This is a genomic window from Microcoleus sp. POL10_C6, from assembly GCF_036701585.1.
Lineage (GTDB): Bacteria > Cyanobacteriota > Cyanobacteriia > Cyanobacteriales > Microcoleaceae > Microcoleus.
The window spans coordinates 6,844-25,610 of record NZ_JAUBRB010000047.1; the positions used below are offsets into that span (position 1 = coordinate 6,844).

Here is an 18,767-nt window from a genome sequence, read left to right on the forward strand (position 1 = left end):
CCAACTCTTGTTGAGTTTGATGAAGTTGAGAGTTCGACTGCTCCAACTCTTGTTGAGTTTGATGAAGTTGAGAGTTCGACTGCTCCAACTCTTGTTGAGTTTGATGAAGTTGAGAGTTCAACTGTTCTAATACTTCCCCTGTCTGATGCTGTTGAGCTTGGGCATCCGCTAATTCTGCCTGGATCTGGTGTAGTTGCGCCTGAGATTGTTCCAATTCCCCTTGATTTTGGCATAGCTGGGATCGCACCTGCTCTAGGGCTACTATACCAAAAATATCCTGCTCCCAAGCCAAGTTAACCAAGTTAGAAAAATCAAAGGAATATTGCTCTTTTAACTTTTGAGCTATCTCTTTGTTGCTATACATCTGATACAGAATATCAAAACAAAAATATTTGTGAGCATGGCGATTATCCCGACTCGCAAGCATAGCAATAAAAAACGGTGCTATATCTCTCTCAACTTCTTTTATCTTTCTAGATAATCCAATTTCATTTATATTTTCGGTCAGAGTAAATATATTTACCAAATCGTCAAAAATTTCAGGTTTGATATAATTTTTTAATACTTGCGAACATTCCAGTGTTAGTCTACTGCTATTTTTTGATGTATTGCCACTGGCGTTGCCTTGGCTTTGCCAAAGCCGAAATTTTACCAAATTTTCAGGCATGATAAAAATATTATACTTCATGCAAAGCCGTATCCAGAAATCAAAGTCAGGCAACTGTGCAAATCGCTCGTCATAAAAGCCTACCTCGTTGTAGCACTGCTTACGGATTAAGATACTAGGGTGGCATAAGCAGTTGCCAAACTCAAAGAAAAGTCTTAGCCACTCAAACCTTGTTCTATTAGGTTGTATAAATATCCGATTGTAATGATGATCGTAACCCAAATCATTGCCATAATCATCGATAAATTGGGCATAAGTAAAAACAGCTCCGTTTTCTGGGTGTTCATCTAAAAATTTAACCTGTTTTTCCAGTTTATCAGGCATCCACGCATCATCAGAATTGATAACTGCTATGTACTCACCTTTAGCCTCTTTTATACAATTATTCATCGCCACACAAGCGCCTTGATTCTTTGAAAAACAAAATAGTTTAATTCGCGAATCGGCAAACTTTTTGATAACCTCTACAGTTCCATCGGGCGAACCATCATCAGTAATTATAAATTCAAAGTCTTGATAAGTCTGGCTTAAAACACTTTGAATTGTTTCGGCTACATACTTTTCATGGTTATAGGAAGCCATTATAACTGATACTCTTGGCATAAATTTTCTCCATTTTAAAATTCAAAAGTAGATTCCACTAATCTTAGAGCTATTAGATCGCTTTTTTATCCTAACTTAAAATGAACCCAATTGAACAGCATTGATTACAAAGAAGTTCAGGTATTTGTCTCCCCTAATTTAACTAAATAGAGAAAGAGGCAAATTTTATAATTTTCCTCTGACTTCTTTACCCCGTGCAACGACTAACCGGATTATCTCACAGATTGTTCTGATTTCGCCTAACCCCACTGCCGTACCTGTAGGCAGCAGCAACACCCGTTGTACCAGTTTCTCTGTTTCTGGCAGTAATAATCCTGCATGAGGAAAATAGGATCGATAAGGTTCCATCCGATGACAGCCTGGATAGAAATAACGACGGGCGAGAACATTCTCAGCAGAGATAATATCTATCAGTTGGTCGCGAGTAAGTTGAGTCACCGCCTCATTAACTTCTAGTACAATGTACTGATAGTTATATCTTTCTGCTGCTCCGTAGGTGAATAAGGAAATGCCAGGAATGCCCGCTAGTTCATCCTGATACTGCTTGTAATTACCATAGTTGACTGAGATAAAGTCATCAAGGCTCTCCAGGGAGGTTAATCCCATGGCAGCCGAGACTTCGCTCATTTTACCATTAGTGCCAATGTAAACAACATTATCATAACCAGCAAAGCCAAAGTTTTTCATCAAACGTATTTTAGCAGCTAGTTCGTCGTTATTTGTAACGATCGCGCCGCCCTCGAAAGTATTGAAAAATTTGGTAGCATGGAAACTGAAGACTTCCGCCTCACCAAAGTTCCCAATCATTTGTCCCTTGTAGGAGCAACCAAAGGCATGGGAAGCGTCAAACATCAACTTGAGGTTGTGTTTCCGAGCAATCTCGGTTAACGCTTCTACATCACAAGGTTGCCCCCATACATGAACCCCAATAATACCACTGGTGCGAGGCGTAATCATTTCCTCGACTCGCCAAGGGTTAATGGTGTGGGTGCGAGGGTCTACATCGCAAAAAACGGGGGTTATCTCTTGCCATTGTAGAGCATGGGGTGTCGCGATGAATGTGAAGGAAGGTACAATCACCTCACCACAAAGCCCTGTGGCTCTAATGGCAAGTTCCAGCGCTACTGTCCCGTTACAGGTGGCGATGCAGTGCTTGACTCCTAGTAGGCTACTGATTCGCTCTTCTAATTCTTGCACATAAGGGCCGTTGTTGGTTAGCCATCTCCTGTCTAGCATATCATTGATGCGTTTGAGGAGGGAGGCGCGATCGCCTATATTGGGCCTTCCGACATGGAGTGGTTCGTTAAATGTTGGACTATTGCCAAATATAGCTAAGTCTTCTAAGTTAGATTTTGTCATCATTTGAGTGTCTAATTTTTCACTAGCACTAAATTTAAACTTTTAACGCTGATTTTTTGGGATGTAATTGCCTCTAGCATCATACAATTCTTGACGCAACAGAGCTTCTAATTCTAATATTTTTTCTGGAGGACGAGTTTTGATAGCCTTAGCTGGAGAGCCAGCATAGATTTTCCAAGGTTCGCAATCTTTCGTCACTAAACAATTAGCACCAATGGCAGCACCTTCACCAATAACCACCCCTGGTAAAATTACCGTATTCGCGCCGATAATTGCGTGTTTTCTAATATGAACAAATGAGCGTGTAGGTAGCCGATAGGGATAAGGTACAGAGGAATTAGTTAAACACCCTCCCAAATAGTCTTCATTACCAGTAAAAACTCTAACTCCACTTGATAACGCCGTAAAATCTTCCATCACTAACTCACCCCCACCAGTAATTGAGGTGAAAGAAGCGATGTGAACAAAACTACCAAGTTGGGTACTTTTGCCACCCATGATAAAGACAAAATCATCAATAATTACCGAGTCACCTATAGCTATAAATTCAGGGGAGATAATTTTACTTTGGGGCCAAATAGTCACATCTTGACCGACTTGTGCTAATTCTAATTTGTAGGCTTGATTTGTCATAAAAGTTAATTATTTTTCTGCCTCACAGATGAGTAAAGAGTCTTTACGAGTTTCTAGCTTCCTCAATTCGGGTATGTCGCTATTTCCCCACTCAACATCTCTAATTATAGTAAAGCCTGCTTCCTGCAACCTGCGATGTAATTCCTCTCGATCGTACAACCACTGATGTCCCCACCACCGAAAAGAAATATTAAGCATCTCGGCGCGGGTTTGAATAAATTGATACTCAGGCCATTTTAACCAATCTTGATCTTTCCAGTTTCCTAAGTAATACTTTTCAATTATCAGATCCAAAGATGGCATAGCTATCCGCATTACGCCTCCTAATTTCAGCACTCGGTAACATTCTTTGAGAAAGTTTAAACCTGCTTCTGCTGAGAGATGTTCTAAAAAGTGTTCGTGGTGAATTAAACTACAAGAATTGTCATCATAAGGGAGCCCTTTTGTAATATCTAATTGTACGTCAGTAATGCCAGGATGAAGGCTCTCATCTATATTTACCCATCCTGCTAGTTTAACTTGACCACATCCTATATGTAATTTATTCTCAATCAATCCTACATCGGGATCTAAGTCAAAAACTTTGCCCATTTGTGAATCATTTGATAAGCTATGTTTAGTATAAGAGTATTTGCCATAAACTTCATAGCAACTGTAAAACTCGTGGAGCCAGATTTCCTTAAAAGGTTTGGAAATTTTGAGACGGGTGTAAGGATGTTCTAAATCATTATATAAATCCCAAGTCAAGTGCTTTGCTTTAGCCCGTTTGGTTTTCGCCCATTTTTTATGCAGATTTGAATAGCAATACTTGTGCATAACACCATCTACAAACTTTTGACCACTCTGATTGTGAAATTTTAAAAAATCTACAAATTCTCTAACTCTCATTAAGGAGAAATGTAATCCTGTTAAACATTCAAGGTACGATTCTGTTATGGCTGAAGGTTGGGGAATCCAAGTAATTGCTTCAGGGAAACTCTCAACTGGTAAATTACTCATTTCTAAGTCAACATTACAGCAAAAAACCTCCGGATGGTTAACTAAAATTTGGATTTGTTCAGATAACCAGTTATCGTCCGTCGGTAATAAATCTCCATCCGTAAGCAAAATATATTCAGAATTACCTAAATCTATTTCCTTACTGCTGAATGCTACTTCTATAGCATTGCTGCTGATGTTAGTTTGAAACAAAAAGTATTTCTTGATTTTTGACTCATTAACTAGATTAAGAATGTAGGGTTTAATTTGGTCATTAGTGTAAATGCTTCTATTCTCTACTATATAAATCTCTAGAAAATCTGTGTATTTTAGAAGATAATCTATGGTTAATTTAATGATCTCTGTGTTGTAGTATATCAAAACAACACATGGAATTTTATTAAATTTTGGACCTAATTGTTTTTTCAAATCACATAGAAATTTATTTGTTTTATGACTAAATGAGCCTAATGATCTTACTTCTTGTAAATAAGACCGCGATCGCTCTAAATCTTCCCTAATCTGCTGTAACTTATCCTTAAACATTTTACCCAAACCTCCTGATTATTGACTTTTATTTATGTGGGGAAAGTTTTATCTAGTTGGAAAAACACAAATAAATTTACAAGGTTGGTCAGAAGATTCTTCTGAGGTCGTGTTAATTACTAAAAGTGCATCACTAATATTTTATCCTTAATTGGATATATTTGCTTTAACCCAACTGAAGAAAAATTAACTTAAATTCGATCGAGGCAGTTCACTGCGCTCGCCACTTAAAAACAATCATTTCCTCAGCCTGTTTAAATTCTATATCAAACAAATCAAACACCACCTCCCTCCCCAAAAGTATTTCCTCACAAAAATAACTTTGTGTCCAAGCTACAGGAGCCGTAAAAGTATGACCATCCAACTCCATTTCAATATCTCGTAATAGATATTCGATGCTGCCACCAACTCCCTCAGCTTTAGTGATAATCTCTCCAGCACTTCTACTTAAACCCAAATCTTCACCAAGCTGCTTAGTTATCAAGCTGAGTTCAGCTCCCGAATCCACTAGCATTTCGACTCTTGCAGAGTTTTGAACTTTAGATGCCGTTCATATCTTGGCTACCAATAGTGAGCTTTTAAGGCCCTCATTCTGACAGGATAAAACCTGACTGGTTCAACAAACTCGCTTTCATATATACGACCGATGACATAACTTAAATTGGGTGTATCAGCAGGAATCCCGTATCCCGTCCTTCATCTTTCGATAATCCCGATCGCAACTAATCACACCTTGGTTAGTATAAGCGATCCACTGACCCCGATATTTTTTCAACTCACGGCGATTAGCCTTATACCACTCCTTAGCTGTCGTATATTCTGCCTCCATATTTTCACCTGATAATTTCCCCTCCAATCTGCCTCGCCTCCACCATCATCCGCACCACATCAGGCATCTTATACTTCGCCTCCCATGCCAATTTTTCTTTGGCCTTAGCCGGATTTCCCCTCCCTACAGCAATCTCCGTCGGTCTGTAAAGACTCGCATCCGTTACCAAATGTTCCCGCCAATCCAAACCCGCAGAAACAAACGCTGTCTGCACAAACTCCTCCAAAGGATAGCTTACACCCGTGGCAATTACATAATCATCCGGTTCTTCCTGCTGCAACATCAAATACATCGCCTCCACATATTCCGGCGCCCAACCCCAGTCCCGCTGCACTGAAATATTTCCCAAATGCAGTTTTTCGGAACTGCCCGCAGCAATTCGGCACACAACAGATACAATTTTTTGGGTGACGAACCTCTCCGGTCGCAGCGGCGACTCGTGATTAAACAGAATACCAGAACACGCAAACAAATTGTACGCTTCCCGATAATTCGCTACTTCCCAAAAGGCCGTTGCTTTCGCTACCGCGTAAGGACTTCTGGGGCGAAAAGGCGTATTTTCATCCGCTGGACTGCCTCCGGTATCCCCAAAACATTCGCTGGAACTGGCATTGTAAAGTTTAATTTTGCTGCCTGTAAACCGAATTGCTTCTAACAGATTTAATGTGCCTGTGGCAATGCTTTCGAGGGTTTCTACGGGCTGTTCAAAAGACAGACCGACGGAACTTTGGCCGGCTAGATTGTACACCTCATCTGGCTCTATTTTGGCAAGCACTTGCAAGACGCTGCGAAAATCGTTGAGAGACATGGATTCTAGTTTTACTCTGTCTCGAATGCCCAAACGGGCCAGGTTTCCGAAACTAGATATTTGGGCGTCCCTGGAGGTGCCGCAAACTTCATAACCTTGATCGAGCAAAAGTTTAGCTAAATAAGTTCCGTCTTGACCTGATATACCACAAATTAGCGCTTTTCTCATACCACATTTTGCTTCAAAAACTACACCGTAGCTGTGGCTCTTTTTCCAGTTGTTTAACTTTTAGAAGTCGGAATTTTTATTATTTTTAATATTTTGGATTTTCCGATACCTTACCCGAGCCAGTTTAAGCGCTTACTACGAACACACAACAAATTTATCATCCAGGCCCGAAAGCCCGATCGAAGTATTGAAGTATTTTTCCAAAAAGTTCAATAGCTGGGAGTAGCAGCGTACCAATATCCTAGGGATACGGCAGTCCCGTGTCCCTACGATATTTCATCTTCTACTCGCCAACTATCGACTGCCAAAAGTCTCTACCGCTCGAAAACAGAAATAACCAGTCAGCTAGAAATCGACTCAAAAGTACAAAATGTCAGCATTTTTTACCTTCTGCCGAATGACTAATGCCTTCTGACTTCGGATTAAGCTTCCCAACGTTCGGCGACCAATTCAGCCAAGTCAACCACCCGCTGACTGTAGCCCCACTCATTGTCGTACCAAGCCAAAACCTTCACCATGTCGCCATCCATCACCAGCGTTAAGCTGGAATCCAGAATCGAAGAAGCATCACTTCCGCGATAGTCGCATGAAACTAAAGGCAAATCGTTGTACTCCAAAATCCCTTTCATGGAGCCTTCGGCTGCTTCTTTGAAAACTTGATTTACCTGCTCGGTAAAAGTCTTTTTCTCTACCTGAGCCACAAAATCAACTACCGACACATTAGGAGTCGGCACGCGCATGGCGATACCGTTTAACTTGCCCTTCAATTCCGGAATCACCAAAGCCACAGCTTGGGCTGCTCCGGTAGAAGTCGGCACAATATTCATTGCTGCCGCCCGGGCCCGTCGCAAGTCGCGGTGGCTGGCATCCAGCAAGCGCTGGTCGCCAGTATAGCTGTGAGTAGTGGTCATCATGCCTTTGACGATGCCAAAATTTTCGTGAAGCACTTTCAGTACAGGAGCCAGACAGTTTGTAGTACAGCTAGCATTGCTGATGACTGTGTAGTCACTGTGCTTGTAGTTGTGGTGGTTGACTCCCATCACATAAGTGCCAACTTCAGAACCCTTGCCGGGAGCGGTAATTAGCACTTTTTTAGCGCCGGCAGTGATATGCTTCGATGCACCAGCTTGGTCAACGAAGACACCGGTCGATTCAATAATCAGATCAATACCCCAATCTTTCCAAGGCAAGTTTAGCGGGTTGCGATCGCTCACGCATTTAACTGTCTTCCCATTTAGGGTAATGGAATTTTCATCCGCACTGATGTCCACATTCTTCAACGTTCCCATCATGGAATCGTATCTGAGCAAGTGAGCATTACTTCTGGGATCGGAAGTGTCATTAATAGCTACCAACTCTAGCTGGCTGTTTTCTCTGCCCAGCCAGCAGCGCGCAAAACTGCGCCCGATACGTCCAAAACCATTGATCGCGACTCTAATCACCTTGTACCTCCTAACGATGGCAGCCCTTAGCTCAGGCTTAAATTTTGGAAAAATTTAAGAATTGACTTATGAGACAAGATCATATCGCAAAGGTCGATCCTTTCTAACTTTTTGTGTCGATCAAAAAAGCTTGAACTTTTCTAGAAGGCTGAAATTGCAAGGCAGAAGGCATTAGGCTTTCTGCCGCTGGTTACTGGTAAAGCTGATGGGCAGCAATATAAGTTTGTACAACTTCCGGGACTAAGTAGCGGAGGTTGATCCTTTCGGCGCAGCAGCGGCGGATGTGGCTTGACGAAATCTCTATCGCAGCCATCGAAAGCACCTCCCAGCGAATTTCCACGTCCAAAAGAGCCATTTGTTCGGCAACTCGCCGGCCCACAGCATTTGCCTGAACCTGCATCCTGTCTCCCCCGAAATCGATGGGTTTTCCACCCGGACAATCTCCCCACTCGGACAGTTCCCCAATCTCCCCGCTTTCTGCTGTCTCTCGATCTCCCTGAGTCGGACGCGGGGCCACCAACCAGTCGCACAACCCGGCAATTTCGCCGCACCGGTACCATTTGGGGAGAGTAAGGAGTGCGTCACTACCAATAATCCAGTACCAGCGATGATCGCCGGGATACAATTTTTGCAAATACAGCAGGGTGTCGATCGCAAAACAACTGCCTCTGGGATTGGCCGACGGCGGCGAAAGTAGGAAGTCGGGGCGATCGCCGATCGCCAGAGCGAGCATTTCCCGCCGCTGCTCAAAACTTGCCAAATCCGGGCGCTCTTTGTGAGGAGGAGAGCGATCCGGTACCCAAATGACTCGATCAAGATTAAATTGACTCGCAGCCGTCTCGGCTACCAACACGTGACCCCAGTGAACCGGGTCAAAAGTCCCCCCCAAAATCGCTATTTTCCCCATATTTCCCCAAAATCAGGATTAATACAGACATCGCGCCACTTTTATGTTTATACACTTTTAACCGTAAGCTCTATCGCTTTTCGACTGATTCGACTAACTGCATAACTTGGTATATATACAATTAAGTGAGAATACATATTATCTATAGTTGAGTTGCGATCGTGTCAATCTCTGACTTTCAAGAAAAAATGACCGTACAACTAGATAAATGACTACAAAATGAGCGAAATTTTGTTGTTCGTGGTAGTGTTTGTAAATCCTTATGGGTTTTACCCTCAATCTTGGTAGAAAGGTTGTGGGGCTTTTGCTGCCGTATCCCAGCACAGCAGGCGGATCGAAATAGAAAGAATGCAGGAGTATGCAATCACCCAAAATTAGTCTATTGACCCCGACCCCAGACCCCGTTTTCTGTTACCTGCAATTTTCGAGCTGTGACTGTTCCGGAAAACTACTCGGTACTAAGTCATATAGGATACAAGACAAACATCTCTACAAGTCCCGCAAATCTAGGGACGCGCAGAGAATTTTGTACAAAATCTCTAGCGAACTGTATCCTGAAAAAACAATTCTTGATATGATATCGCGTGTTATTGGCGTGGTGTGGTGTGTGAGGAGCAAAGATGCCGAGTTCTGTTGATTTTAGCGGTAGACCATTTCATTTCATCGGCATTGGTGGGATTGGGATGTCAGCCCTTGCCTACATTCTAGCTAAACGCAAGTTGCCTGTGTACGGCTCCGACATTAAATCGAGTCACATAACCGAGCGCTTGCAAGGAATGGGAGCTCATATTTTTTGGAGTCAAGACGCCAGCAATTTTGAATTATTTCAAACGGCCCTCAACGGTAGCAGTCCCGACTGCGGGCAACAGGAAAGGGCAGTATCCTCGATAGTCGCGGGTACGGTAGGGACTTCTGTCGCGACAGCCAAAGCTCTCCAATTGAACGGCAACGGTTCAAGCGCCCAAGCAATTCCGGGATTGCCTCAAGTAGTATGTTCGACGGCTATTCACCCAGCAAATGCCGAATATCGAGCTGCTTTAGATTTGGGCTGTCCGATTTTTCATCGATCGGATGTGTTGGCAGCGTTAATTCAAGATTACCAAAGCATAGCCGTAGCCGGGACTCATGGCAAAACTACTACTAGCAGCTTAATCGGCTTCATGCTGATGGCGGCGGGTCTAGACCCGACGATCGTAGTAGGAGGCGAGGTAAATGCTTGGGAAGGCAATGCCCGTTTGGGGGAAGGGCCCTACTTAGTGGCCGAGGCTGATGAATCCGACGGTTCTCTCGTTAAGCTGGTAGCCAAAATTGGCATAGTGACGAATGTGGAACTGGATCATCCAGACCATTACGATACCCTTGACCAGGTAATAGACACATTTAAGGTGTTTGCCCAAAACTGTCAAACCTTGGTGGGCTGCATTGACGACCAAATCGTCAAAGACTGCCTTCAGCCTCATGTCAGTTATAGCTTGCAGCCAGACAGCGGTGCTGACTACACGGCTTCGGGCGTGGAGTACGGAGCAGAAAGCACCAAGGCCCGGATTTGGGAGCGAGGAACTTTCCTAGGGGAAATGGAGTTGAAGTTGCTGGGCACACACAATCTCAGCAATGCACTAGCTGCGGTAGCAGTGGGCCGATTGTTGGGGTTAGAGTTTTCGGCCATTGCCAAAGCGATTGCTGGCTTTGAAGGAGCTCGCCGCCGTTTTGAGGTGCGGGGCTTTCACAATGAGATCCTGTTTGTGGACGACTACGCCCACCATCCTAGCGAAATTCGTGTCACCTTGGCGGCGGCTCGCTTGCGGATCGAAGGTAGCGAAAAAAATCCCAAATCCCGAAGAGTGGTTGCAATTTTTCAACCCCACCGTTACAGCCGGACTCTTACATTTTTGCCAGAATTTGCTCAATCTTTTGGGGATGCTGATTTGGTTGTGGCTTGCGATATTTATAGTGCTGGGGAACCAAATTTAGGAGAAATTAGCGGGCAGCAAGTTGCTGATTTGATTGCTAAAGAAGGCCGAGATGTTGAGTTTGCGCCTTCCCTAGAGTCAGTCACTAAGTTTTTAACCAAAAATCTGCAACCGGGGGATTTGGCTCTGTTTTTGGGCGCTGGTAATCTGAATCAGATTATTCCAGAGGTTATGGCTTTTTATCAACAAGCCGATCGCCCCGATTAGCTCGCGAACTGAGTAGAGTTGATCGACATTATGGCGTGGCACGTTGTGCCGAAACTTCTGTCGGACGGCTCGCTCAAAGCGGCCACATAAGTTAGCTAAACGAATTTTCAACCACGTCTTCGAGCGAAGGTATTTTTAAGGATTTTCAAGATGGTGACTATCTCGAATGACTCCTCTGTTAAGGACAATCGGCGAGTGTATTCTCCTATTTCTTTGCGGGGAACTGATTGCAAGATTAATTCCCAAGTTTCGCTGGCGGGCCTGACTTCCTTCCGAGTCGGTGGCCCGGCCGAGTGGTACGTTGCTCCCCGCAGTATGGAGGCTTTGCAAGCGAGTTTTGCCTGGGCACACGATGAGGGGGTGCCGGTGACTCTGCTGGGTGCAGGTTCTAATTTGTTGGTGAGCGATCGGGGTTTGTCCGGTTTGGTCGTCGGCACTCGCTACCTGAAACAGGTGAATTTTAATCCAGAAACAGGTCAAGTTACAGCGGGGGCGGGAGAGTCAATTCCCCGCCTCGCTTGGTTGGCGGCTAAACGGGGCTGGAAAGGTCTAGAATGGGCAGTCGGCATACCGGGTACGGTGGGAGGGGCTGTGGTCATGAATGCAGGCGCTCACAGAGGGTGTACTGCTGATATTCTAGTCAATGCCCGCGTCCTATCCCCTGGCGGTAAGGTGGAAATTCTGACTCCCCAAGAGTTGGAGTACCGCTACCGGACTTCGGTGCTGCAAGGGGGCGATCGGCTAGTAACAGAAGCGACTTTCCAGTTACAGCCAGGATTCGATCGATCGCAAGTAATGGCAGAAACTAATGACCATTTCAGCCAGCGGCGGACAACTCAACCTTACCACTTACCGAGCTGTGGCTCAGTCTTCCGTAACCCTGGCCCCAAGACGGCAGGTTGGTTCATCGAACAAGCGGGACTGAAGGGATATCAGATCGGCGGCGCACAAGTGGCTCAGCGCCATGCTAATTTTATTCTTAACTGCGGGTCGGCAACGGCCAATGATATTTTTCAAGTGATCCGCCACGTTCAACAGCAAGTCGAGCAGCGGTGGTCGCTGTTGTTGGAGCCAGAAGTTAGAATACTGGGAGAGTTTCCCTTCTAAGGCATCATTGAAGTAATACGGAAACGGCAGACTGCCAACCCACACACCATCAAAAAGTAGTTATGACAAAATCAGGACAAGGATTTGGCTTCGGCCTGGGAAAAATGAAAGAACTGACTGAAGCTTTCAAAAAAGCTCAGCAGGTTCAAGAAGGAGCTAAAAAGCTCCAAGAAGAGTTGGATGTAATGGAAATTGAGGGAACAGCCGGCGGCGGCTTGGTCAAGGTTTTTCTCAGTGGCAACCAAGAACCCCGCCGCGTGGAAATCTCACCGGATGCCCTCGGTGAAGGTGCTGATGTGGTTTCTGAACTCGTCACGGTGGCGATGCAGGATGCTTACGCTAAGTCTACGATGACGATGCGGGAGAAAATGGAAGAACTCACCGGTGGACTAAATCTCCCCGGTTTCGGTTAGTCATTAGTCATCAGTCAATTGTTGACTGTTGACTGTTGACTGTTAACTGTTGACTGTTGACTGTTGACTGTTGACTGATTAAACTTTCTGGAAAACCCCTATACTAAGGTGCGTCGCTGCTCCATGTTCGATAGAACTTGCAGATTGACTCTGAAAGCGACGCACCCTACAAATTAGCAGTGTTGACTGACTAATAACTAATAACTAATAACTAATAACTAATAACTAATAACTAATGACTAAATTATTATTTGTCTGCCTCGGAAATATCTGCCGATCGCCCTCAGCAGAAAATATAATGAATCACTTAATTGAACAAGCTGGTTTGAGCGATCGTATCACCTGCGATTCTGCCGGAACTGCTAGCTATCACATTGGCAGCCCCCCTGACAGGCGGATGGCATTGGCGGCCAGGAAGCGAGACATTGAATTGTTAGGCGAAGCCCGCCAATTTATCAGGAAAGATTTTGAAAATTTTGATTTGATTCTGGCGATGGATCGGGATAATTATCGCAATATTCTTGCCCTGGATGCGGCTGGAAAGTATAAAGATAAAGTGCGGCTGATGTGCGATTTTTGCCAGAAATACGACCTTAAAGAAGTGCCAGATCCTTACTACGGTGGCCCGGAGGGATTCGATCGAGTAATTGATTTGCTGCACGATGCTTGCGAGGGTTTGTTGGAGTACGTTGTCAGTCAAGAAAAATTAACAGTTGGCGGTCAGCAATCAATTTAAATTAAAAAAGTGCCTTTTTCCGCCCGAATATTAGCCATGCTGTAGGGGGGACAACGCTAACAAAACTCGTAACTAGGGAGATCAAAGTTGTTCCCGCTCCTCCTCCCAAGATGATACTGGGTGACAAAGAAAAAGTTAAACTTGTCAATACAAAATGGGGAGAATTGATACTCAAAGCCGCAATTGGCAGCAAAATAGATGGATACCAAGGCATTAGCCAAGGTGTAGCAAACAAAAACAAAGTGAGAGTCGTCCATCCAATATCTGATACCAAATTAATTTCCGAATATTTTTTGCGGAATAATGATTTAATTAACGTCCCTGTATAGTAAACAATCCAGCTTAAATACGCAAAATATTTGACTAATAATAGAATACTTTTCCTAGTTTCAACACTTACATTGGGCAAAAAATTCAGAAATAGATTGATGCCATGGTGAAACGATCGAGCGGTTGCCCCGGCGGTTCCCGGATTTAAAAGACTTCTCCAAGCTGAAACTGTTGGCAGAAATGTATAAGTTATCACCGTGATAATTAATAAAGAAAGCAAGACTGATGCTGCTAAATCTTTCCACCGACGCTGCTTGCATAGGAAAGCAAAAACTAAGGGTAGCCAAATTATAGGTAAGGTTTTTACTAAAAAACCTACCCAAATTGCCAAAATTGCCAAAACATAACGTTGGTAATAAATACATCCTATTAAAACGATCAATGTATTGGCAAGAAGAACGTCAAGGTGAGCATTAGCTATTTGCTCGTTCAATAGCATGGGATTGACTAAATATGCCAGTGTTATGAGGTTACGGTTTTCAGAATTTATTAGCAACCGCCAAATTAAGTAGCCATTGAGCGTGTGTACCAACACGCAGATTATTTTAAAAATATAAACGGCTAGTAAAGGGCTAATTGGTATAGCAAGTGCTGATAGGGCAAAAAAGAATAAAGAAACGGGGCCGTAGGTAGAAGTTTGCCCCCAGTGGAGGAAGGGAGATACGTTAGAAATTAAGGTATCGGAATTATTCAGGTAAGGATTAATTTTATGTAAGCTCATCGCTCCGTAATGCAAGTACATATAAATGTCACTGCTTTGGGGATAAGTTATGAGGGCCAGTGCCAGAAAGGGGATTGCATACTTGCAAATATCTAGAAAGCTGGAACTTGTCTGTTTTTTTTTAATTAACCAAATAATATATGTAACCGTTGCTATCAAGTAGGAACCGTTAATTATAAGTCGGATGGGGCTGAAACCGCTGGTAGGGAAATCGTTATAGTTGTCTCCACCCTGTAAAACGCTGTAATACTTGGTGATTCCCATAGAGGTCATGGCCATACAGAAAATTATGGAAGATGCTAATGCTGCAGCATATAGAATTTTCTGATTTTTTAAGTAATTGTTGACCATGATGTTATTTATTTAGTGTGGTAAGTGCAGGTAACTTTCTTCGTTGGCAGTTATCTGACTAAATGATGTTCCATCGCAAAGCGAACGAGTTCTGCTCGGTTGTTACTGTCAGTTTTTCTGAATAAGCTGCTGACGTGCTTTTCGATAGTTCGAGGGCTGAGGTGAAGTCGGGAGCCTATTTGAATATTAGAAAGACCTTCTGTCAGCAAATCTAGCACTTCTCGTTCTCGCTGGGTCAAAGTCGGGGCGTTTTCGCTTGGAGATGCCCGTGAAGCGGAGCCATCCCGTAGGGAATCGCCTGTGTTTGACTTTTGAGTTAAAAAATCTTCTTCTGGCTTGTCATTGGCTCTGCTGCGTGCCTCTGTTGGCGTCGGTTCTGGTTCCGGGGAACGAGAGGGTGCCTGAGCGATTAGAGCGTAGCGATCGAGCAAAGAGCGAATAACCGCCCCCAACTCCTGGAGTTCAAAAGGCTTAGCCAGATAATTGTCGCACCCCATCTGATAGCCACGAATCCGTTCCTGCGTGCTCGTGCGTTCCGTCAAAAAAATCACCGGCAGCAAGCGGAAAGCGGGACGAGTCCGAACTCGTCGCACGAATTCGTAGCCATCCATCTCGGGCATTGTAATGTCGGTAACAATCAAGTGGGGCTGAAATTCATCTACCAAGCCTAAAGCTTCTTTGCCGTTCTCAGCAGCGATTACAGAGTATCCGGTAAATTCTAGATAATCGGTAATTGACAAGCGAGTCGCGAAATCGTCGTCAGCAACCAGAATCGTTAATGGCATGGGGGAATTAAAAATTAAACATTAAAAGTGAAATTAATCACTTTTAATGTTTAATTCTACTGTTTAATTCTCTTGATAACTTGCAGTTAAAGTAGCCGGTTGTCCTAATTTGCCCTCCAAAGCTACGCCGCGCCCGTTGGCTGCCAAATGCCGCAGAGTTTTGTAAATTGTCTCGATTTGCTCTGGTCTTCCTGCTTTTTTTGCTATTTCTGCTACAGACAGAGGTTTTTGGGTGTCTTTGAGCACTTGTAGTACCCGTTGCTGCAAGTCCAATACAGCAGCGGCTGCTTTTTTGCCTGCTTCAACCCCTGGCTGGTGATAGGCATTGACATTCACCAAGGAACCGTAAAAACCTACGGCTCTTTCGTAGAGGGCGATTAATGCTCCTACTGTCCGAGGGTTGACTTGGGGAATTGTGACAGTAATGGAATCTCGGTGATTTTCGTACAAAGCTTGTCGAGTTCCCTGCAATAAACCCGACAAATAATCTCCGGAAGTGACGCCGGTTTCTACTTCTGGGGAAATGCCTTGTCTGTCTTGCAAAACTTCGATAAATGTTAGGAAGAAATTCGGCACGCCGTCTCGCAGTTGCTGGACGTAGGCGTGTTGATCGGTGGTGCCTTTGTTGCCGTAAACTGCGATACCTTGATGAACTGTGTTGCCGTCTAAATCTTCCTGTTTGCCGATCGATTCCATGACTAATTGCTGCAAGTAGCGGCTGAACAATAGCAGTGAATCTTTGTAAGGCAAAACTACCATATCTTTTTCGCCACGTCCGTTGCCAGCAAAATACCAGGACATTGCTAACAAGGCGGCGGGATTGTTTTTAATTTCGGTGGTTCTGGTAGCTTCGTCCATGACTTTAGCGCCGTCTAGCATCGCCCGAATGTCGATGCCTTGCAAAGCGGCTGGCAAAAGTCCGACTGCTGACAATTCGGAAGTGCGTCCTCCCACCCAATCTGCCATTGGAAAAGTGGTAATCCAACCTTCGGATTTGGCTAATTTGTCTAGTTGGCTGTCAACTCCGGTGATGGCAATTGCTTGTTTGGCAAAATCCAGTTTTTCGGCGGCGAAGGCTTTTTGAACTTCGATCATACCGTTGCGGGGTTCGGGAGTGCCGCCGGATTTCGAGATAGTAATTACTAGGGTGCTGGCGAGTTTGTCTTTGATTTTGTTAAGGATGCGATCGATCCCAGCCGGATCTGTGTTGTCGATAAAATGTATTGCTAGGGGCGGAATGTCTGGGGATAAAGCTTCGGAGACAAATTGGGGGCCGAGGGCGGAACCGCCGATGCCGATCGAAATTATGTCGGTAAATTGCGGAGCAAAGGGCGGTTTAATATCGCGGTTTTGAACCTTCTTGACAAATGCTTCGACTTGTGATATGCCTTCGACTATTTCTTGTTTTAATTCTGGAGTGGGAGCTAAATCGGGGTTTCGCAGCCAGTAGTGGCCCACCATGCGCTTTTCGTCGGGATTGGCGATCGCACCTGCTTCTAAAGCTGCCATGTCTTTGAAAGCTTTGTCAAATTTGGGCTTCAGTGCTGCTGCGAAAGCGTCATCGAATCCCATGCGGCTGATATCGAGGTAAAGTCCCAATCCCTCGTGATAGTAAAGCCAGTCTTGATAGCGTTGCCAGAGTGCTGCGGCGTCCATAGGAATTCTCTACAATTTTTTTAATGTTCGATCGGCGTCGTCAGGAATCCACCAATTGTAGTTTAAAACGATCTGATGTACGGCTTTTGCACAATCCCAATAAATTTAATCATTAGTCGTCTGAAGGCAGCCGGAGCCGAAGGCAGGCAGAGCTTTTGGCAGAATTAAACAATAAAAATATGACTCGGGCAACACTCTTAGTAGGTAGATCCCTCATTAATGGTCACACCCCATAGATAGATTGAAGCGCCACAGAGATTTAACTGTGGTCGGCGTTGGCGTTTGAGTTCTGGTTTCACAATATTCCAATTCCGGCGATCGGGATGTGTAAAATAGGCATTGCCGTGAGGTTAAATATACTTTTAGCTGCCACTCAATAATCGGCTAAAAATATAGTTAACAACTGTCAACTATCGGAAGTGTAGTATAATATACAGATATTAGAATTAAAGTGCGATCCACTATGCTTGCTCTATCTCCCGAATTAAAAGAAAGGTTAGCAACTCCGCTCAAAATTGGCGATTTTGAAGTTAAAAGTCGCGTCCTGCAATCGCCATTATCCGGCGTTACCGATTTGGTATTTCGTCGCCTGGTGCGCCGCTACGCGCCGGATTCGATGATGTACACGGAAATGGTGAACGCTACGGGTTTGCACTACGTGAAGCAACTGCCGAGAATTATGGAAGTTGACCCAAACGAGCGTCCGATTAGCATTCAATTGTTTGACTGCCGGCCGGATTTCTTGGCAGAAGCGGCCCAGAAAGCAGTGGCAGAAGGAGCGGATACTGTTGATATTAATATGGGCTGTCCGGTTAACAAAATTACTAAAAACGGCGGCGGTTCTTCTCTGCTGCGAGATCCGGAAACAGCCGAGGCAATTGTGCGGGCTGTTGTGGAAGCGGTTGATGTTCCTGTCACGGTGAAAACTAGGATTGGTTGGACTGACAAAGAAATTAATATTTTGGAATTTGCGAAGCGGATGGAAGATGCGGGAGCAAAAATGATTACCGTGCACGGCCGCACTCGATCGCAAGGTTACACCGGCCCGGCAAAATGGGAGTGGATTCGCCGAGTTAAAGAAGTTTTATCGATTCCTGTTATTGCTAACGGGGATATTTTTTCAGTGGAAGCAGCGATGCGATGTCTGGAAGAAACCGGCGCCGATGGAGTGATGTGTTCGCGGGGAACTTTGGGCTATCCTTTTTTGGTGGGAGAAGTTGATTATTTCTTGAAAACTGGTGTGGAAAAGATAGCTCCGACACCAATTGAACGGCTCGAATGTGCTAAGGAACATTTGCGGGCTTTGTGGGAATATAAAGGTGAAAGCGGTGTCTGCCAAGCGCGCAAGCACTTAACCTGGTATGCTAAGGGTTTCCCCGGCGCTGGGGAATTGCGGGGCGTGTTGGCTGTGGTAGAAACGGTTGAACAAGGTTGCGATTCGATCGATCGCGCGATCGAGCAATTGCCCGCATAAACCTTACCCGCAGATGTCAATTAGGGATTACAGAAACAAAATTCACCTCTGCGGGCTAAGATTTAAGACACAGTTAA

General features: G+C 44.5%; 16 protein-coding genes and 1 pseudogene. 5 read left to right on the plus strand and 12 right to left on the minus strand.

Annotation, left to right across the window (positions count from 1 at the left end; translation table 11 throughout):
- From QUA34_RS22295 to nadD, 9 genes and pseudogenes are all read right to left on the minus strand, one after another.
- A partial coding sequence (locus tag QUA34_RS22295) for a glycosyltransferase (protein WP_333389257.1) occupies positions 1-1,270 on the minus strand: 1,270 nt, incomplete at its 3' end.
- A 165-nt stretch (positions 1,271-1,435) separates the two neighbouring features.
- The gene (locus QUA34_RS22300; RefSeq protein ID WP_333389258.1) at positions 1,436-2,632 is read right to left on the minus strand and encodes a DegT/DnrJ/EryC1/StrS family aminotransferase; all 1,197 of its coding nucleotides are present in this window, start codon (positions 2,630-2,632) and stop codon (positions 1,436-1,438) included.
- Positions 2,633-2,671: 39 nt separating this feature from the next.
- Entirely contained in the window at positions 2,672-3,262 is a 591-nt protein-coding gene (locus tag QUA34_RS22305) for an acyltransferase (protein ID WP_333389259.1), read from the minus strand.
- Between the two features lie 9 nt (positions 3,263-3,271).
- Complete coding sequence (locus QUA34_RS22310; RefSeq protein ID WP_333389260.1) at positions 3,272-4,786, minus strand: methyltransferase domain-containing protein; 1,515 nt, start codon at positions 4,784-4,786, stop codon at positions 3,272-3,274.
- A gap of 211 nt (positions 4,787-4,997) precedes the next feature.
- Positions 4,998-5,306 (minus strand): annotated as a pseudogene (locus QUA34_RS22315) (retropepsin-like aspartic protease); the annotation flags it as partial.
- A gap of 150 nt (positions 5,307-5,456) precedes the next feature.
- Positions 5,457-5,615: a DUF5678 domain-containing protein gene (locus QUA34_RS30255; protein ID WP_445242837.1), complete on the minus strand. Its 159-nt coding sequence runs from the start codon at positions 5,613-5,615 to the stop codon at positions 5,457-5,459.
- A 4-nt stretch (positions 5,616-5,619) separates the two neighbouring features.
- Positions 5,620-6,591 carry a GDP-mannose 4,6-dehydratase gene (locus QUA34_RS22320; protein WP_333389261.1) on the minus strand — a complete coding sequence of 324 codons (972 nt, stop codon included), beginning with the start codon at positions 6,589-6,591 and terminating at the stop codon, positions 5,620-5,622.
- 422 nt (positions 6,592-7,013) lie between these two features.
- The gene (locus tag QUA34_RS22325; RefSeq protein ID WP_333212976.1) at positions 7,014-8,033 is read right to left on the minus strand and encodes a type I glyceraldehyde-3-phosphate dehydrogenase; all 1,020 of its coding nucleotides are present in this window, start codon (positions 8,031-8,033) and stop codon (positions 7,014-7,016) included.
- A gap of 190 nt (positions 8,034-8,223) precedes the next feature.
- Positions 8,224-8,940: a nicotinate (nicotinamide) nucleotide adenylyltransferase gene (gene nadD / locus QUA34_RS22330; RefSeq protein WP_333389262.1), complete on the minus strand. Its 717-nt coding sequence runs from the start codon at positions 8,938-8,940 to the stop codon at positions 8,224-8,226.
- 620 nt (positions 8,941-9,560) lie between these two features.
- On the opposite strand from nadD, the gene murC reads away from it, so the two are divergent.
- From murC to QUA34_RS22350, 4 genes are all read left to right on the plus strand, one after another.
- Positions 9,561-11,117: a UDP-N-acetylmuramate--L-alanine ligase gene (gene murC / locus QUA34_RS22335; protein ID WP_333389263.1), complete on the plus strand. Its 1,557-nt coding sequence runs from the start codon at positions 9,561-9,563 to the stop codon at positions 11,115-11,117.
- 150 nt (positions 11,118-11,267) lie between these two features.
- Positions 11,268-12,224 carry a UDP-N-acetylmuramate dehydrogenase gene (gene murB / locus QUA34_RS22340; protein ID WP_333057143.1) on the plus strand — a complete coding sequence of 319 codons (957 nt, stop codon included), beginning with the start codon at positions 11,268-11,270 and terminating at the stop codon, positions 12,222-12,224.
- A gap of 62 nt (positions 12,225-12,286) precedes the next feature.
- Entirely contained in the window at positions 12,287-12,637 is a 351-nt protein-coding gene (locus QUA34_RS22345; RefSeq protein WP_006634273.1) for a YbaB/EbfC family nucleoid-associated protein, read from the plus strand.
- Positions 12,638-12,872: 235 nt separating this feature from the next.
- Positions 12,873-13,373, plus strand: a complete 501-nt coding sequence (locus tag QUA34_RS22350; RefSeq protein WP_333389264.1) for a low molecular weight protein-tyrosine-phosphatase — start codon at positions 12,873-12,875, stop codon at positions 13,371-13,373.
- Between the two features lies 1 nt (position 13,374).
- On the opposite strand, the gene QUA34_RS22355 is transcribed toward QUA34_RS22350, so the two are convergent.
- The 3 genes from QUA34_RS22355 to QUA34_RS22365 all read right to left on the minus strand — a co-directional run bounded on the left by QUA34_RS22355 (position 13,375) and on the right by QUA34_RS22365 (position 17,216).
- The gene (locus tag QUA34_RS22355) at positions 13,375-14,775 is read right to left on the minus strand and encodes a hypothetical protein (protein ID WP_333389265.1); all 1,401 of its coding nucleotides are present in this window, start codon (positions 14,773-14,775) and stop codon (positions 13,375-13,377) included.
- Between the two features lie 50 nt (positions 14,776-14,825).
- Positions 14,826-15,560: a response regulator transcription factor gene (locus QUA34_RS22360; protein ID WP_333321574.1), complete on the minus strand. Its 735-nt coding sequence runs from the start codon at positions 15,558-15,560 to the stop codon at positions 14,826-14,828.
- A gap of 63 nt (positions 15,561-15,623) precedes the next feature.
- Positions 15,624-17,216: a glucose-6-phosphate isomerase gene (locus QUA34_RS22365; protein WP_333389266.1), complete on the minus strand. Its 1,593-nt coding sequence runs from the start codon at positions 17,214-17,216 to the stop codon at positions 15,624-15,626.
- Between the two features lie 463 nt (positions 17,217-17,679).
- Between QUA34_RS22365 and dusB the strand changes: the two genes are divergently transcribed.
- Positions 17,680-18,690 (plus strand): tRNA dihydrouridine synthase DusB, encoded by a 1,011-nt coding sequence (gene dusB, locus QUA34_RS22370; RefSeq protein WP_242724764.1) that lies wholly within the window; start codon positions 17,680-17,682, stop codon positions 18,688-18,690.
- Positions 18,691-18,767: the final 77 nt, after the last annotated feature.

What these genes read in the sequence shown, in the direction of transcription:
- QUA34_RS22350 (WP_333389264.1), top strand. Translation starts at nt 12,873, where the DNA reads ATGACTAAATTATTATTTGTCTGCCTCGGAAATATCTGCCGATCGCCC.
- QUA34_RS22355 (WP_333389265.1), bottom strand. Translation starts at nt 14,775, where the DNA reads ATGGTCAACAATTACTTAAAAAATCAGAAAATTCTATATGCTGCAGCA.
- QUA34_RS30255 (WP_445242837.1), bottom strand. Translation starts at nt 5,615, where the DNA reads ATGGAGGCAGAATATACGACAGCTAAGGAGTGGTATAAGGCTAATCGC.
- QUA34_RS22310 (WP_333389260.1), bottom strand. Translation starts at nt 4,786, where the DNA reads ATGTTTAAGGATAAGTTACAGCAGATTAGGGAAGATTTAGAGCGATCG.
- murC (WP_333389263.1), top strand. Translation starts at nt 9,561, where the DNA reads ATGCCGAGTTCTGTTGATTTTAGCGGTAGACCATTTCATTTCATCGGC.
- QUA34_RS22320 (WP_333389261.1), bottom strand. Translation starts at nt 6,591, where the DNA reads ATGAGAAAAGCGCTAATTTGTGGTATATCAGGTCAAGACGGAACTTAT.
- dusB (WP_242724764.1), top strand. Translation starts at nt 17,680, where the DNA reads ATGCTTGCTCTATCTCCCGAATTAAAAGAAAGGTTAGCAACTCCGCTC.
- murB (WP_333057143.1), top strand. Translation starts at nt 11,268, where the DNA reads ATGGTGACTATCTCGAATGACTCCTCTGTTAAGGACAATCGGCGAGTG.
- QUA34_RS22365 (WP_333389266.1), bottom strand. Translation starts at nt 17,216, where the DNA reads ATGGACGCCGCAGCACTCTGGCAACGCTATCAAGACTGGCTTTACTAT.
- QUA34_RS22360 (WP_333321574.1), bottom strand. Translation starts at nt 15,560, where the DNA reads ATGCCATTAACGATTCTGGTTGCTGACGACGATTTCGCGACTCGCTTG.
- QUA34_RS22305 (WP_333389259.1), bottom strand. Translation starts at nt 3,262, where the DNA reads ATGACAAATCAAGCCTACAAATTAGAATTAGCACAAGTCGGTCAAGAT.
- QUA34_RS22300 (WP_333389258.1), bottom strand. Translation starts at nt 2,632, where the DNA reads ATGATGACAAAATCTAACTTAGAAGACTTAGCTATATTTGGCAATAGT.
- nadD (WP_333389262.1), bottom strand. Translation starts at nt 8,940, where the DNA reads ATGGGGAAAATAGCGATTTTGGGGGGGACTTTTGACCCGGTTCACTGG.
- QUA34_RS22345 (WP_006634273.1), top strand. Translation starts at nt 12,287, where the DNA reads ATGACAAAATCAGGACAAGGATTTGGCTTCGGCCTGGGAAAAATGAAA.